Annotated in this window: 12 protein-coding genes and 2 pseudogenes; 11 read left to right on the top strand and 3 right to left on the bottom strand. The window is 43.9% G+C overall.

The genetic code is table 11. The features are described from left to right. Positions 1-426 precede the first annotated feature (426 nt). From ACYQ2O_RS06800 to rpiA, 8 genes and pseudogenes are all read left to right on the top strand, one after another. Entirely contained in the window at positions 427-585 is a 159-nt protein-coding gene (locus ACYQ2O_RS06800; protein ID WP_459783670.1) for a hypothetical protein, read from the top strand. 157 nt (positions 586-742) lie between these two features. Continuing rightward, positions 743-1,741, top strand: a complete 999-nt coding sequence (gene murB / locus ACYQ2O_RS06795) for a UDP-N-acetylmuramate dehydrogenase (RefSeq protein ID WP_459769290.1) — start codon at positions 743-745, stop codon at positions 1,739-1,741. A 91-nt stretch (positions 1,742-1,832) separates the two neighbouring features. After that, complete coding sequence (locus tag ACYQ2O_RS06790) at positions 1,833-2,756, top strand: Gfo/Idh/MocA family protein (protein WP_459796270.1); 924 nt, start codon at positions 1,833-1,835, stop codon at positions 2,754-2,756. Positions 2,757-2,990: 234 nt separating this feature from the next. Further along, positions 2,991-4,120: pseudogene (locus ACYQ2O_RS06785) on the top strand (ABC transporter ATP-binding protein). After that, positions 4,113-4,914, top strand: a pseudogene (locus ACYQ2O_RS06780) (ABC transporter permease). Before ACYQ2O_RS06785 ends, ACYQ2O_RS06780 begins: the two co-directional pseudogenes overlap by 8 nt. Further along, entirely contained in the window at positions 4,911-5,741 is an 831-nt protein-coding gene (locus ACYQ2O_RS06775) for an ABC transporter permease (protein WP_459769293.1), read from the top strand. The pseudogene ACYQ2O_RS06780 and the gene ACYQ2O_RS06775 overlap by 4 nt, the downstream one beginning before the upstream one ends. Beyond that, complete coding sequence (locus ACYQ2O_RS06770; protein ID WP_459769295.1) at positions 5,741-6,811, top strand: ABC transporter substrate-binding protein; 1,071 nt, start codon at positions 5,741-5,743, stop codon at positions 6,809-6,811. Before ACYQ2O_RS06775 ends, ACYQ2O_RS06770 begins: the two co-directional genes overlap by 1 nt. 89 nt (positions 6,812-6,900) lie before the next feature. Continuing rightward, positions 6,901-7,578, top strand: coding sequence for a ribose-5-phosphate isomerase RpiA (rpiA, locus tag ACYQ2O_RS06765; RefSeq protein ID WP_346023859.1), 678 nt, complete (start codon positions 6,901-6,903; stop codon positions 7,576-7,578). Positions 7,579-7,893: 315 nt separating this feature from the next. Here rpiA and ACYQ2O_RS06760 read toward each other — a convergent pair whose 3' ends face one another. Next, positions 7,894-9,360, bottom strand: coding sequence for an amidase (locus tag ACYQ2O_RS06760; RefSeq protein WP_459769297.1), 1,467 nt, complete (start codon positions 9,358-9,360; stop codon positions 7,894-7,896). A 355-nt stretch (positions 9,361-9,715) separates the two neighbouring features. Here ACYQ2O_RS06760 and ACYQ2O_RS06755 point away from each other — a divergent pair, with 355 nt between their 5' ends. Then, on the top strand, positions 9,716-10,567 hold the full coding sequence (locus ACYQ2O_RS06755) for a transporter substrate-binding domain-containing protein (protein ID WP_346023861.1): 852 nt from the start codon (positions 9,716-9,718) through the stop codon (positions 10,565-10,567). A gap of 2 nt (positions 10,568-10,569) precedes the next feature. Then, a complete protein-coding gene (locus ACYQ2O_RS06750) occupies positions 10,570-11,253 on the top strand; it encodes an amino acid ABC transporter permease (RefSeq protein WP_346023862.1) in 684 nt (227 codons plus the stop codon). Positions 11,254-11,321: 68 nt separating this feature from the next. On the opposite strand, the gene ACYQ2O_RS06745 is transcribed toward ACYQ2O_RS06750, so the two are convergent. Next, on the bottom strand, positions 11,322-12,284 hold the full coding sequence (locus ACYQ2O_RS06745) for an L-threonine 3-dehydrogenase (protein ID WP_346023863.1): 963 nt from the start codon (positions 12,282-12,284) through the stop codon (positions 11,322-11,324). A gap of 86 nt (positions 12,285-12,370) precedes the next feature. Then, positions 12,371-13,564, bottom strand: coding sequence for a glycine C-acetyltransferase (locus ACYQ2O_RS06740; protein WP_459796268.1), 1,194 nt, complete (start codon positions 13,562-13,564; stop codon positions 12,371-12,373). 187 nt (positions 13,565-13,751) lie between these two features. Here ACYQ2O_RS06740 and ACYQ2O_RS06735 point away from each other — a divergent pair, with 187 nt between their 5' ends. Further along, complete coding sequence (locus ACYQ2O_RS06735; RefSeq protein ID WP_459796267.1) at positions 13,752-15,053, top strand: pyrimidine-nucleoside phosphorylase; 1,302 nt, start codon at positions 13,752-13,754, stop codon at positions 15,051-15,053. The last annotated feature ends 165 nt before the right edge of the window (positions 15,054-15,218 follow it).

Raw genomic sequence — 15,218 nt, 5'->3', positions numbered from 1 at the left:
TTTCTGATATAATTTGATTCATAAGAAGACCTCTTTCTCTAGCGTTGTCGTTATCTCTAGATTAAGGGTCTTCTTTCTTTTTGTCTAGGTCGAATTTCCCCTCTTCCGACATTAATTTTACACATAGATATCCTGTAAACTTTTATGAGGAGATTTGTCTGACTATCAGTCATGCGAGCACTTTAAAAATAAGAAACTGCACGAACAGTTTAAAAATCACTCTCGCAGCACTTTTGATCATCCTGATTGGAGGAGTTCTTCTTTCTTTGCCAATAAGTCATCAATCTGGACAAGAAGGGTCTGTTTTCGATCGTTTTTTACATCTGCTTCACTTGTGTCGATCAACAGCTTTTGATACATTGGGAGAAGAGTTGACGCATTGTTATACAGAAGTTCTAAGGATAGATAAAAAGCAGGACAATCTGGATGCATGTAAGATCTTTCTTCCGGAAGCTGAACCTGAAGATTGATCCGACTGTCGAGCTTAAGGAGGACAAGCACTACTTAGGTATCGTCCAAAAGGATTATTTTGACAGATTTGCAGAAGAAACCTCTTTAGGCTATGATTTAAGACTTGACGATTAGATGACAATTCCCGGTAATTGTACACATTCAGACGCATTAGTGTTAAAATTAGTGTGATTTGCATGCTAACAAGATCCGAATGCCATCAAGTCATGAAATTGGATCCGTGGCAGATCATTAAAGGATCCAGGCGTTAACGAGAGGACAATCGATTATAATGAATGTAAAAAAACTTAAAAAGTATTTTCCAAACGCAACAATAAAAGAGAATGAACCTTTATCTAAATATACTTATACTAAAACAGGTGGACCGGCAGATGCACTGATCTTTCCGAAAACGAAAGAAGAAGTTCAGGCATTGGTTAAATGGTTATATGAGCAGAGCTGGCCAGTCACTATTCTTGGGAATGCCAGCAACCTTATTGTGAAAGATGGGGGAATCCGTGGGGCTGTCATCATTCTGACGGACATGAACCAGATCATAGTAAAAGAGAACAGCATTAGAGTACTAACGGGTGCACCTCTTATCGAAGTCAGTAAACGGGCGTATCAGTCCAGTCTTACCGGACTTGAGTTCGCCTGTGGAATCCCGGGAAGCATTGGTGGGGCAGTATACATGAATGCTGGAGCTTACGGCGGGGAAGTGAGAGAAGTGATCCGTAAAGTCACGGTCCTTACCCGTGACGGCGAAATTTTCGAACGGACGAATGACGAAATGGAATTTTCTTATCGTCACAGCAAGCTTCAGGAGACAGATGAAATCGCGCTGGAAGTCGTATTTGAGCTGACAGAAGGCGATCCTGAAGCGATCAAAGAGAAGATGGATGAGCTGACCTATCTCAGAACATCCAAACAGCCGCTCGAATACCCATCCTGCGGGTCTGTCTTCAAGCGTCCTACAGGCTACTTCACAGGTAAACTGATTCAGGATGCCGGCCTTCAGGGACTGAAATGGGGAGGCGCACAAGTATCCACTAAACATGCCGGATTTATTGTCAATATTGACAATGCGACAGCCACGGATTATATTGAGCTGATCGAACACATTAAGGAAGTCATTCTGGATAAATATGGCGTCCAGCTGGAAACAGAAGTGAAAATAATTGGCGAAGACCATCCTGCTGTTATCGGGAGCAATGACACATTGATAAAAAAAGCGACTAGCAGTTTCAAGGCTAAACTTGAAACGATCATGCCTTTGACAGAAGAAAATTAAATGAAAGAGCAGCTGGTGACCACAAAGCGGTGAGACGTCGTTAACAGGTTGCAGGCTGCTCTTTAACATTGGACAGAAGGAGGGAAATCAGATGAAAATTGGTGTTATCGGACTAGGAACTATTGCCCAGAAAGCTTATCTCCCACTCTATACGACTCGTTTTGCCGAGCATGAGTGGCACTTTTCTACACGCAGTCAGGATAAGCTGCAGGAACTGGGGAGACAGTACGGCTTATCTCCTGAGCAGCTGCATACATCCTGGAGAGACTTGACGGAGATAGTGGATGCCGTGTGCATACATACCCCGACTCATACGCACTATGAGATGGTCTCTTATTTTCTGGATCATTCGATACCAGTGCTGATCGACAAGCCACTGACAGAAGAACTGGATAAGACTAAAGAGCTGATGAATCTGGCTGAAGAGAAACAGGTACCGTTAATGATCGGATTTAATCGCCGCTTTGCACCCAATGTAAGGGAACTGGCTGATGTTAAAGATGGAAATATGCTGATCGTTCAGAAGAATCAGTCTGATGCCACAGACTTTCCGGTCAGATACCGTATCTTCGATATGATGATTCATCCAATTGATACAGCGGTCTTTTTGTTAAATGACCAGCATATCGACGTAGTAGATTCTGAAGTTGTCGAAGAAGGAGGCCAGTTCAAGCGTGCGTGTGTCATGCTTAGAACGAAACAGATGACTGTACTGGTTTCTATAAATAATGAATCAGGAGCTAAAAGAGAGACACTTGAACTTCAAAGTGCTTCAGGAACATACACAGTTGAAGACCTCACGGATTTATCGATTTACACTAAAGAAGGAAGGCTCACTCAAATTACCGGCGACTGGACTGGCACACTGGTAAAAAGAGGCTTTGAACCAATGATCCAGTCATTTCTGGAAACTCTGGAGAAGAAGGGAGCTGTTCCTGTATCGCTTGACTCCGCACTGGTCAGCCATTTCATATGCGAGTCAATCTGCTTGAAGTATGAAAAGGAACAGTGGTAATACCTTAAGTTCCGTCGTATGCGCAGCAATATTGAAATGACAAAAAAGAATCGCTGCAGTTGGCTTATTTTCCACTTGATTCTCCGCCAGATAAAATGAATGACCGATGGCATCACTTTTTAAACATATTTAGTGACTATTATAAGAAAAACAACTGAATAAATATTGCTTTTCACCCCTTAATCGCTATAATTATAAAGGTTAATTAAATCGGTTATAAAGGGGTGTTTTTTGTTGACTGAAGAGATAATTGTTTCCTTCGATCAGGTAGAAAAAAATATGATAAAGAGAGTGTCTTAAAGACCATTTCGTTTGAATTGGAGAAAGGAAAATTTTATACCTTGCTCGGTCCTTCAGGATGTGGAAAGTCGACAATATTGAATCTGATCGCCGGATTTACATCACCTACTGAAGGATACATTCGAATTAATGGAGAAGAAACAAAAAACACACCTCCAAATAAAAGAAAAGTCAATACAGTTTTTCAGGACTATGCCTTGTTCCCCCACATGAATGTTTTCGATAATGTGGCTTTTGGGTTGAAAATGAAAAAATTGAACAAACAGGACATCAGTGAGAAGGTCAGTGACGTGCTCAAACTCGTCAGACTGGCTGGCTTTGAAGAACGGGGAATAGCTGAGATGTCCGGTGGGCAGAAACAGCGAGTAGCGATTGCCCGGGCTCTTGTAAACGAACCGGACATGCTGCTGCTGGATGAGCCGTTATCCGCATTGGATTTGAAACTGCGTACAGATATGCAGTATGAACTGCGTGAACTTCAGCGGCGTCTTGGAATTACTTTTCTTTTTGTTACTCATGATCAGGAAGAAGCTCTGGCGATGAGTGATGAAATCATGGTTATGAAAGAAGGCGAAATCATCCAGACTGGTACGCCAAATGATATTTACGATGAGCCGATCAACCGATATGTGGCTGACTTTATCGGGGAAAGCAATATTGTAGAAGGCCGTATGGTTGAGGATTATGTTGTGTCATTTGCCGGCAAACGTTTCGCGTGTGTTGACGGAGGCATGACATCTAATGAGAAAGTTGATGTTGTGATTCGTCCGGAAGATCTGGTAGTAAGTCAGGCTGATGAAGGAGATCTGCAGATCAGTGTTCAAAGTCAGTTGTTCAGAGGGGTCCATTATGAGATCGTTGGACTGGATGATAAAGGAAACAGCTGGATGGTCCACTCCACGAAGAAGACAGAAATCGGCAAACGAGTCGGTCTTCAATTTGATCCACAAGATATCCACATCATGCGTATAAATGAAACGGAAGAAGCTTTCGATGAGCGGATCGAGCAGTTTTCCGGATTATCCTCGACATCAGAGGTGAGAGGAGAAGGGGCGAATGACTAGACAGCGCAAACTTCTTTCGATCCCTTATTACCTGTGGATCGTTTTATTCGTCGTTTTCCCCGTTCTGTTACTGCTTGTACAGTCATTCCGGGGGCTTGACGGATCATTTACACTGACGAACATACAAACTTATTTTACGTCCCAAGTCTATCTGACGATGACGATGCAGTCGTTTTTATATGCTTTCCTGATTACCGTACTCACACTGGCGATCAGTTATCCGGCTGCTTACTTCCTGACGCAGACTAAGCACAAACAATTATGGCTGCTGATCCTGATTTTGCCGACGTGGATGAATATCTTGCTGAAAGCTTACGCCTTTATCGGCATTCTCAGTCAGACAGGATTTGTGAATCAGCTCCTGGAAACTATAGGTATTGGAGCGCAGCCGCTGCTCTTTACTAGACTCAGTTTTCTGATCGTGGCTACTTACATCGAAATTCCGTTCATGCTTCTTCCGGTCTTCAATGCCATTGACGAAATCGATGGTTCTTGCCAGCCGGGATCTGGGGGCCAATGAGTGGCAGACGTTTAGATCTGTGATTTTTCCGATATCTCTGTCTGGTGTGAGAAGTGGGATCCAGGCCGTATTCATTCCTTCCTTGTCTCTTTTCATGCTGACTAGACTAATCGCGGGGAACCGTGTCATTACTCTGGGTACAGCAATCGAACAGAACTTTCTGGTTACACAGAACTGGGGAATGGGATCAACGATGGGCATTATCCTGATTCTGATCATGTTTGCGGTTATGTTCGTGACACGAAAACGAAGAAAGGGAGTGCCGAGAAGATGACCAAGAATAAAAACTGGGCAAAGCTTTATTTATTCGTTGTATTCATTCTGCTATATACACCCATTGTCTATTTAATATACTATTCCTTTAATGAAGCGGGAACGATGAACCAGTTCAGCGGATTTACACTGGAACACTATGCAGCATTGGCAGAAGACTCAAGACTGCTGATTATTGCACTGGACACGATCAGAGTGGCTCTCTTGTCAGCTCTTATTGCAACAGTGATCGGGACATCTGGTGCTATTGGTATCTACTTTTCCAGAAGACGTCAGACTCAAAACGTGCTTCTGAGTCTGAATAATATTCTTCTGGTTTCACCTGATGTAATTATAGGAGCAAGTTTCCTGCTGCTCTTTACTTTAGTAGGGTTTCAGCTGGGTTTTTACTCCGTACTCCTTTCTCATATTGCCTTCAGTATTCCTATCGTCGTTCTGATGGTCCTTCCTAGGTTGGAAGAAATGAACGAAAACATGATTACGGCTGCCAGAGACCTTGGAGCCAATCATTTCCAGGTCCTCAAGGAGATTATTCTTCCGAGCATTACGCCTGGGATATTGGCCGGTTACTTTATGGCGTTTACCTACTCGATTGATGATTTTGCGGTGACCTTTTTTGTAACAGGGAACGGCTTTGCGACATTGTCTGTAGAAATTTATTCCAGGGCACGCCAAGGTGTCAGTCTGGAAATTAACGCGTTAAGTACGATCCTCTTCCTTGTTGCATTCAGCCTTGTTGCCGGATACTATTTCATCCAGAAACAGCGTACACGACAGAAACTGGCCCACACGGATCCGACAAATCATGAAAAGGCGGTGACACCATAATGAAAAAACTGATTAATTTGTCACTGGTTATTATTGGACTCACAACAGCTGCTTTCATGGGAGGACGTTACATCGATCAGGCTCAGGGCACAAGTGGTGCTGATGTTTTCCACTTGTACAACTGGGGGGATTATATCGATTCCGATCTGATCGAGCAGTTTGAAGAAGAGACTGGGTACCGCGTTGTCTACGAAACGTTCGACTCTAATGAAGCCATGTACACTAAGGTACAGCAGGGCGGGACGAGGTATGACCTGGCGATTCCAAGTGAATACATGATCGAGCGGATGATTGAAGAAAACTTAGTCATGGAACTTGACCATTCTAGAATCAAGGGCCTGGAACACATCGATCCTGATTTTCTCGATCTGAACTTTGATCCGGGGAACCGTTACTCCATTCCTTATTTCTGGGGAACACTCGGAATAGCCTACAACGAAGACCTGCTGGAAGGTTTTGAACCGGAAAGCTGGGAAGACCTGTACCGTCCTGAATTGGCAGACAGTATCCTGATGATTGACGGGGCCCGGGAAGTTATAGGAATAGGCCTTCAGACTTTAGGCTATTCACTCAATTCAAGAGACTCATCCGAACTTCAGCAAGCAGCCGACCAGCTGACTGAACTCTCACCAAATATCAAGGCACTGGTGGCTGACGAAATTAAGATGTATATGATCCAGGAAGAGGCTGCGATTGCGGTCACTTATTCTGGAGAAGCTGCAGATATGATGTGGGAGAACGAATCCATCGTCTATATTCTACCCGAAGAAGGATCGAATCTCTGGTTCGACAATATGGTGATTCCACACACTGTACAGAATGAAGAAGCGGCGTATGCTTTCATCAACTTCATGCTCACCCCTGAAATAGCTGCCCAGAACGCAGACTATATCGGTTACAGCACACCAAACCAGACGGCAATGGACTACCTGCCTGAAGAAACAGTTGAAGACGAGCAGTTCTATCCGAGCCAGGATATGATGGACAATCTAGAAGTATATGAAGACCTCGGTCTGGAATACACCGGTATCTACAATGACCTGTTTCTGGAGTTTAAAATGATTAAATAAAGTTAGTTTAAGAAGTAGGACTTAATCATCAAGTCTTACTTTTTTTCTATGCTATAATTTAGTTACATATATACGAAGGAGAGAGACGGATGAACTTAAAGAAGATAGTCGGCTACAAAGCGGCAGAATTTGTAAAGGACGGAATGATTGTTGGGCTAGGAACAGGATCTACGGCCTACTACATGGTTGAGGCGATTGGAAAACGTGTGAAAGAAGAAGGCTTGTCTATTGTTGGCGTCACAACCTCTCACAGAACAACTGATCAGGCAAGAGAACTTGGTATTCCGTTAAAAGATATCGATGAAGTCGATCATATTGACGTGACCATCGATGGGGCGGATGAAATTTCAGATGACTTCCAAGGCATAAAAGGAGGAGGAGCTGCGCACCTCTTTGAAAAAATGGTCGCAAACCAGTCTGAAGAAATCATCTGGATTGTGGACGACAGCAAAATGGTATCTAAATTAGGCGCATTCCCTCTCCCGGTAGAAGTGGTGAAATTCGGATGCGGACAAGTGCTAAAGCTTTTAAAAAAAGAGAATCTGAATCCCGAATTTCGTCTGAATGATGACGGGAGCAAACTGGAGACTGATTCAGGCAACTATATTATTGATCTGCATTTGGGAACGATCGAAGATCCTCATAAACTCGCATCCTTCCTGGACTCTGTCACAGGTGTAGTGGAGCACGGGCTGTTTCTAGATACCGTCACTAAGGTGATCGTCGGAAGAGAAAACGGACCAGAAGTGATCGATGTGGAAAGATAAGAGACACTAATAGACCTGCAGAGCGGCTGGACGAATCGTCTGTCTCCCTGCAGGTCTTTTTCTTTTTATAGGGGTTGCATGTAATAGCCCCGGCACTCGGGTATGAAATCAATCTGAGTTAAGGCGCAAATGCTATAGCCCCGGCACTCGGGTATGAAATCAATCTGAGTTAAGGCGCAATCGTCAAAGCACCATAAGTCGGAATGGAAAATCGACTTGAGCTCCTTATCAAACGTAAAAACAGAACATCTAGATGCATGAACGCATCTAAATTCACGACGAAACCACCGAAGTGTTTATTACAGTATCATTCATTCAGACAAATAACCCATCATCCTCCATCATACGGCCCATTTGCAGTAACCAATGCTCTTTACCTTTCGGAGCGGTGAACTGAATTCCCAAAGGCATGCCTTCTTTTGTCAAATGTGTGGGCAGGCTGATTGCAGGCTGCCCAGTCAGATTGGCTTGTTGAGTAAATGGAGTAATCGATAGACTTTCTTCCCACATATCCCAGATAAGTTGTTGTTGGTCAGCGGGTGAGAAAGTGTCAATGTGTCTCATTTTCTTTTTAAAAGATTCAGACCAGTAGATCTTGTCCACTCTCGGAGCAGGCTCAGCTGTTGTCGGCTGAAGTAGCAAGTCGTATCGTTCATTGAATAAAGCCGCTTTTTCCGCTGCATCATCCCATGTGCTCAGTGTATTTGAATACTCAGCTGCACTGACTTTTTTGCCTGACTGATACAGGACCCAGGTCAGCAGTTCCACATCCTCCATCGTGATCGACCGACCGAGAGCTTTCTCCATATTCCCAAGCATAGCTGCAGTTTCTCCGGAATTCATAACATAGTAGGATTTCATCAAATCTACACCATCAATATCTGGTTCACTCTGGTCTACCGCAAACCCTTTCTGTTCGAGCCAGTTGACAGCGTTTAGAACAGCGTCTTCAGCTTCGCTGCTTACCTGACTGCCGATCGGAGATTTCAGGGAAAAGGCGATTCTCATCTTTTTATTAAGTGGGGCAGTCAGACTGTTAAGATAGCCTTCCCTGTACAAGGGTGTCTGAAAAGCAGCTGCTGGCTGTAAGACTTGCATGTGGTCGAGCAAAGCAGCAGCATCCCTGATTGATTTTGTCAGAGCGAAGCTGATGGCAGCACCTTGCCATGCCCGCCCGGCTCCAGGGCCAATTGGTGTTCTTCCGCGAGTCGGTTTCAGTCCGACTAAGCCGGTAAATGAAGCCGGTATGCGGATCGATCCACCGCCATCACTTGCTCCAGCTATAGGCACCATTCCTGATGCGACTGCGGAGGCAGCACCGCCGCTTGATCCTCCTGCGCTGAACTCAGAGTTAAAAGGATTGCGTGCCGGACCAAAAATATCTGAGTGCGTGATATTGGTAAAACCGAACTCCGGTACATTCGTCGATCCGATAGGGATAAATCCAGATTTCTGCAGCTGGGCAACAAAGTGGCTGGTGTATGATGACCGGTTATCTTTTAACAGTTTGGAACCTGCCCGGGCAGGTTCTCCGATCATGTTCTGACCCAGCTCCTTTAAAAGGATCGGCACACCACCAAAAGGACCGTTTACCCATGATTCTTCCCGTGATTCACTAAGTGCAGTTTCTTCTCTTGTGTGGACGGCTGCATTTAACAGCGCATTTTTTTCTTTAATCGATTTGAAGCTGGCCATAAGGAGTTCCTGAGATGAAACCTGCCCGTTTCTGATCTGCTCCGAGTAATACATCCCATCCTTAGTCCGGTCAATATGAAAGCTCATAGTTTTATCCTTCCTTATTCAGTCGATTTTTTTCAGTATATCAGTCAGGTGTAAGGAATCAATAGTGCAGGAGATAATAGGCTTGAATAATCAGTCAGACTAAAGAAGCAAGATTGTGGTTAAAGGCTTATTACAGGTATTTACAGAATTTGTATCAAAAATAAAAAGAAACTCGATGAATCATAAAGACAAAATTGTACATCATCACAATGTTAAGAATGTCGGTAAAATAGTGATAAGCTCCTGATTTAATTCTTTGTCTCGTTCTCTCACATAACAAAATCGACTATAATTTTGACTTAAAAATTTCAGGTTGCTATGATTTTGAAGGAAAAACGAAAGGGGATAATGAAAAATGAACAAATCACTATTGATGAGGATGGCACTGCTTGGAAGCGTCATAACACTGACAGCCTGTGGGGAAAGTGGTGCCAGTGAGAATAGTTCAGATAACTGGGATGAGATACAAGAAGCGGGTGTGATCCGGGCAGCGACATCTGGTACATATTTTCCAAACTCATATCACGATGCTGAAACAAATGAACTGACTGGCTTTGAAGTTGAAATATTGAGAGAAGTGGCTGATCGTCTGGAACTGGACATTGATTTTACTGAAATGAATGTAGACGGCATGCTGACGTCTCTGAACAGTGAACAGATTGATGTTGCCGCCTTGAGTATCAGTCACGCCGGAGAAAATGCGGACCGATACAACTACACGATACCTTATAAGTATTCATATATGTCCATGATTGTCCGGGAAGAAGACAACTCAGGGATTGAAGAAATGGAAGATCTTGACGGAAAACGGGCAGCTGGAGCGGCTACGACTACGTATATGCAGATTGCAGAGCAGTATGGAGCAGAACTGGTAATTTATGACAATGCCACAAACGACCAGTATTTATGGGACGTAGCGAATGGGCGAACAGACTTGATCATAAATGACTTTTACGGACAGACCATGGCACTGACGGCTTTCCCGGATATTCCAGTCCACATTCATGAAGAGCTGTTCTTCAATCCAAGCTATACTAATTTCTCTCTTAAACTAGGCAATGACACCTTGACTGAACAGATCGACCAGGCACTGGAAGCTATGCATGAAGATGGGACACTCAGTGAGATCTCAGAGACATTTTATTATGGGGAAGATGTGACGGTTGAACAGGACTTTGACATCATGACCATCGAACTAGAGGGATAGCCATGCTGTCAATTGAATGGCAGTATATATTTGATCCGGATCTGGCCTGGGAATCTTTGCCGTTTTTATTAAGAGGCGTGCCATATACCTTGGGCATTGCCTTGGTCAGTACGGCCATTGGTGCAGTGATAGGAATGGTCATCGCTCTGATGAGATTGTCTCCATCCAGAACATTAAGGTGGATCGCCCGATTGTATGTTTCATTTATGAGGGGGACGCCGGTACTCGTCTTTTTATTTCTGATTTATTTTGGGCTGCCTTTTGTAAACATTCAGTTTAATGCACTGACGTCGGCTATTATCTGCTTCAGTCTGAACGGCGCGGCCTATATTTCTGAGATTTTCCGGTCATCCATATCATCCGTGAATCGGGGGCAATGGGAAGCGGCAACCGTTCTTGGAATGACTCCTTATGTCACGTTGAAAGATATTATTCTTCCGCAGGCTTTCAGAATAGCGATCCCGCCTTTGAGCAGCGTTCTCCTGGATGTCATCAAGGGAACATCTCTGGCAGCCATGATTACAGTCAATGAAATTTTTCAAAATGCCAGAGTAGTGGGAGGAAGAGAGCATGATTATATGACGATGTATATTCTAGTTGCAGCAATTTACTGGGTGATCTGCAGCCTCTTCGGACTATTTCAGGATTATCTCGAAACAGTCTCCTCCAGGTATATCGTCAACTGAGGTATTCTATTTTTACGCCAAAAGAAGACCCTGCACTTTTAGAATAGTGCAGGGTCTATCTTTATCAATCAGGCATATGAAAGAATGCCCTTGTTTTTCAGTTGCTTAAGCATATCTTCAGTCATTTTTTCAAGATCGTACTTAGGTGAGAACCCCCATTCTTGCTGAGCAGCTGTTGTATCGATGGCATTTGGCCAAGACTCTGCGATCCCTTGTCTAATTGGATCAACATCATAATTCAGCTTGAATTCAGGTAGGTGTTTCTTGATGGCCTGTTCAACATCTTCAGGTGCAATGCTCATAGCACTGACATTGTAGGCATTGCGGTTGACCAGCTGGTCGCTCGGTGCCTCCATCAGCTGAATGATCAAGTCGACAGCGTCAGGCATGTACATCATATCCATGTATGTGCCTTTGCCGATAAAGGATGTATACGCATTGTTTTTCAGTGCTTCATAGTAAATATCGACAGCGTAGTCTGTCGTTCCACCGCCAGGAAGGGTGTCGTAGGAAATCAGACCAGGGAAACGGACGCTTCGTGTATCCACTCCGAATTTCTGGAAATAGTAATCCCCGAGCAGCTCTCCGCTGACTTTTGTGACACCGTACATGGTTGTCGGACGCTGGATCGTGACCTGGGGTGTCTGATCTTTAGGTGTCTGAGGACCGAACGCCCCGATTGAGCTGGGTGTGAAGAACTTCAAGTCGTATTCGCGCGACAGCTCAAGTGCGTTGATCAGTCCGCCCATGTTCAAATTCCAGGCCAGCTGAGGTTTTGCTTCGGCAACAGCTGACAGTAATGCAGCCAGGTGTATAAATGTATCAACTTGATACTGTTCAACCAAATCCTTCATGCGATCGGCATCGGTCACATTCAGGATTTCGAAAATACCATCAGTGACTACTTTAGAATCTTCGGGCTGTCTGATATCAGTAGCGACAACGTTCTCTTTTCCATAGACTTCACGCAATCTGATTGTAAGCTCTGATCCGATCTGACCTAAAGCTCCAGTAATGATAATTTTTTTCACTCGTAAACCTCCGACTTTTTGTCTATTATTTATTACCAGCAGAAAGAGAAAAGATGAGGATCACCTTTTCTCTATTAGTCTATAAATTAACTGATAACATCGAGTTCCTTGCCGATTTTTTTGTAAATATCAAGTACTTTGTCCAGCTGGTCCTTGGTGTGAGCGGCACTTGGCATATTTCTTACTCGACCTGTTCCACGTGGGACTGTAGGGAAGACGATCGATTTTGCATAGACGCCTTCTTCTGTCAGACGTTTGGAGAAACGCTGAGTCAGTTTTTCTTCACCGATAATACAAGGGGTGATAGGTGTTTCTGAATCGCCGATGTTGAAGCCCAGATCTTTAAGGCCGGCTTTCAGATATCGACCATTTTCCCAAAGACGTTCGTGTTCTTCTGTTGAGCTGGACATGATATCGATGGCTTCGATACATGCTGCAGCAGCTCCAGGAGTCAGTGAGGTAGAAAACAGGAAAGGACGGGCACGAACCTTCAGCCAATCAATTAGGTTCTGAGTTCCAGCGACATAACCTCCGACAACTCCGACTGCTTTAGACAGTGTCCCCATCTGGAAATCGATTTTATCCTGAAGACCAAAATGTTTAACTGTCCCGGCACCTTTACCCATGACGCCTGATCCATGTGCATCATCAACATACGTAATCAGATCGAATTCTTCAGCGATTTCAACGATTTCAGGCAATTTCGCAACATCGCCATCCATTGAAAAGACACCGTCAGTGATGTACATGATTTTTTCATACTGTCCGCTTTCAACAGCTTCTTTAGCTTTTGCTCTCAGATCATCCATATCCTGGTGTTTGACACGGATAACTTTTGCTCCGGATAGACGGCATCCGTCAATGATAGACGCGTGATTCAGTTCGTCAGACAGGATTGCATCATTCTTGTTCATGACCGCAGAAATTGCGCCCATGTTGCAGTTGAAACCTGACTGGAAAGCGACGGCTGCTTCAGTGTGCTTGAATTCAGCTATTTTTGCTTCCAGTTCGTCGTGGATCGACTGAGTTCCGTTGATTGTTCTAACGGCACCGGCACCTACACCGTAAGTGTCAGTTGCTTCATTTGCTTTAACTTTAAGGCGTTCATCATTTGCAAATCCCAAGTAGTTGTTAGAAGACATATTGATCAGGTTTTTACCGTTGACCGTAATTTCAGATCCGTTGGGTCCCTGAATCGTGTCGATTTCATTATAAAGACCTTGATCCTTCAATTCCTGAAGATTATTTTCGAGAAAGGTATTCAACTTTTGACTAGTCATAAAATCGCTCCTTTGAGTAATTGGTTGTGCATTTCCTTATAATTCTACCACTCTTTTAGATGGACGTGTAGTACTGTAAGCCTTTATTGGAAGATTCTTATCGACTCTAAGATAAATCTACTTAATAAAGGCAATACTTGTGATAAAATAAGGCTTACATGATAATGATGAATGGAGTGTTATGAGAATGAGAATGATCGACTTGATTCAGAAGAAACAGCATAGACAAGAACTGACACAAGATGAAATTAAATGGATGATCGACCAGTATACAAGCGATGTTATTCCTGATTACCAGATGAGCGCAATGGCTATGGCAATCTATTTTAATGGAATGAACAATGATGAACGTAGTGCCCTGACAATGGCTATGGTCGAATCCGGTGATCAGATCGACTTGTCCGATATTGAAGGCGTAAAAGTGGACAAGCATTCAACTGGCGGAGTAGGCGATACAACTACCCTGGTCCTTGCACCTCTTGTGGCTAGCGTAGGGGTTCCAGTAGCTAAAATGAGCGGTCGTGGACTAGGACATACAGGCGGAACAATCGATAAGCTTGAAGCTATCCCAGGTTTTCATGTTGAACTGTCTCAGCAGGACTTCACTGAACTGGTCAACAAAAATAAAGTGGCGGTAGTTGGACAGTCAGGAAATCTGACACCGGCTGACAAAAAGTTATATGCCCTTCGTGATGTGACAGGCACTGTCGAGTCGATTCCTCTAATTGCGAGTTCAATCATGAGTAAAAAAATTGCCTCGGGTGCAGATGCAATCGTTCTGGACGTTAAAACCGGAGCCGGAGCATTCATGAAAAATGTTGAGCAGGCAAAAGAACTGGCTGAAACCATGGTCAATATCGGGAAATCAGTTGGAAGACAGACGATGGCCGTTATTTCTGATATGAGTCAGCCACTTGGAAATGCGATTGGAAATGGTCTGGAGGTAAAAGAAGCGATCGATACGCTTAAAGGGCACGGACCGGAAGACCTGACTGAACTGTGTCTCGTTCTTGGAAGTCAGATGGCTTATTTAGGAGGAGCGGCAGACTCTCTTGAGGAAGCTCGGACCCTTCTGGAAGCAAACCTTAAAAACGGCAAAGCGCTTGAAGTCTTCAAGACATTTGTGGAAGCACAAGGCGGGGATGCTTCAGTAGCCGATAATCCTGAAATGGTCCTTCCAGTTGCTTCATATACTAAGGAAGTTTTAGCTGATCAGGATGGAGTCGTTTCTGAAATCATTGCTGATCAGATCGGAATTGCAGCGATGATGCTGGGTGCCGGACGTGAAACGAAAGAAAGTCAGATCGACTTGTCTGCAGGACTTTACCTTCATAAAAAAGTTGGAGATAAAGTCAGTGCGGGAGAGTCTATTGCTACCTTGTATTCCAACAAAGAAATCAGCGATGAGGTTGGCGAAAGAGTTCTGACTAATGTCAAACTGTCAGACAGCGCAACTGAACCGACATTGGTGTATGACATCGTTCAGTAAATAATGGGTGAGTGAAGCAGTCTTCGGTGTCTTGAAGGCTATGTGTAAAATAGTTGTCGGAAAGTAAAATAGTAGGGCAAGAAATTAAAGTAGACAAAAAGAAAGAAGACCCTTAATCTAGAGATAACCACAAATCCAGAAAAGAGGTCTTCTTATGAATCAAAT

The organism is Alkalibacterium sp. m-11, assembly GCF_054658155.1.
The sequence above is the reverse complement of the archived record's forward strand: the minus strand, read 5'-3'. Positions and strand labels throughout refer to the sequence as shown.

Coding starts and splice junctions, on each gene's coding strand:
- ACYQ2O_RS06800 (WP_459783670.1), top strand. CDS start 427: ATGCATGTAAGATCTTTCTTCCGGAAGCTGAACCTGAAGATTGATCCG.
- murB (WP_459769290.1), top strand. CDS start 743: ATGAATGTAAAAAAACTTAAAAAGTATTTTCCAAACGCAACAATAAAA.
- ACYQ2O_RS06790 (WP_459796270.1), top strand. CDS start 1,833: ATGAAAATTGGTGTTATCGGACTAGGAACTATTGCCCAGAAAGCTTAT.
- ACYQ2O_RS06775 (WP_459769293.1), top strand. CDS start 4,911: ATGACCAAGAATAAAAACTGGGCAAAGCTTTATTTATTCGTTGTATTC.
- ACYQ2O_RS06770 (WP_459769295.1), top strand. CDS start 5,741: ATGAAAAAACTGATTAATTTGTCACTGGTTATTATTGGACTCACAACA.
- rpiA (WP_346023859.1), top strand. CDS start 6,901: ATGAACTTAAAGAAGATAGTCGGCTACAAAGCGGCAGAATTTGTAAAG.
- ACYQ2O_RS06760 (WP_459769297.1), bottom strand. CDS start 9,360: ATGAGCTTTCATATTGACCGGACTAAGGATGGGATGTATTACTCGGAG.
- ACYQ2O_RS06755 (WP_346023861.1), top strand. CDS start 9,716: ATGAACAAATCACTATTGATGAGGATGGCACTGCTTGGAAGCGTCATA.
- ACYQ2O_RS06750 (WP_346023862.1), top strand. CDS start 10,570: ATGCTGTCAATTGAATGGCAGTATATATTTGATCCGGATCTGGCCTGG.
- ACYQ2O_RS06740 (WP_459796268.1), bottom strand. CDS start 13,564: ATGACTAGTCAAAAGTTGAATACCTTTCTCGAAAATAATCTTCAGGAA.
- ACYQ2O_RS06735 (WP_459796267.1), top strand. CDS start 13,752: ATGAGAATGATCGACTTGATTCAGAAGAAACAGCATAGACAAGAACTG.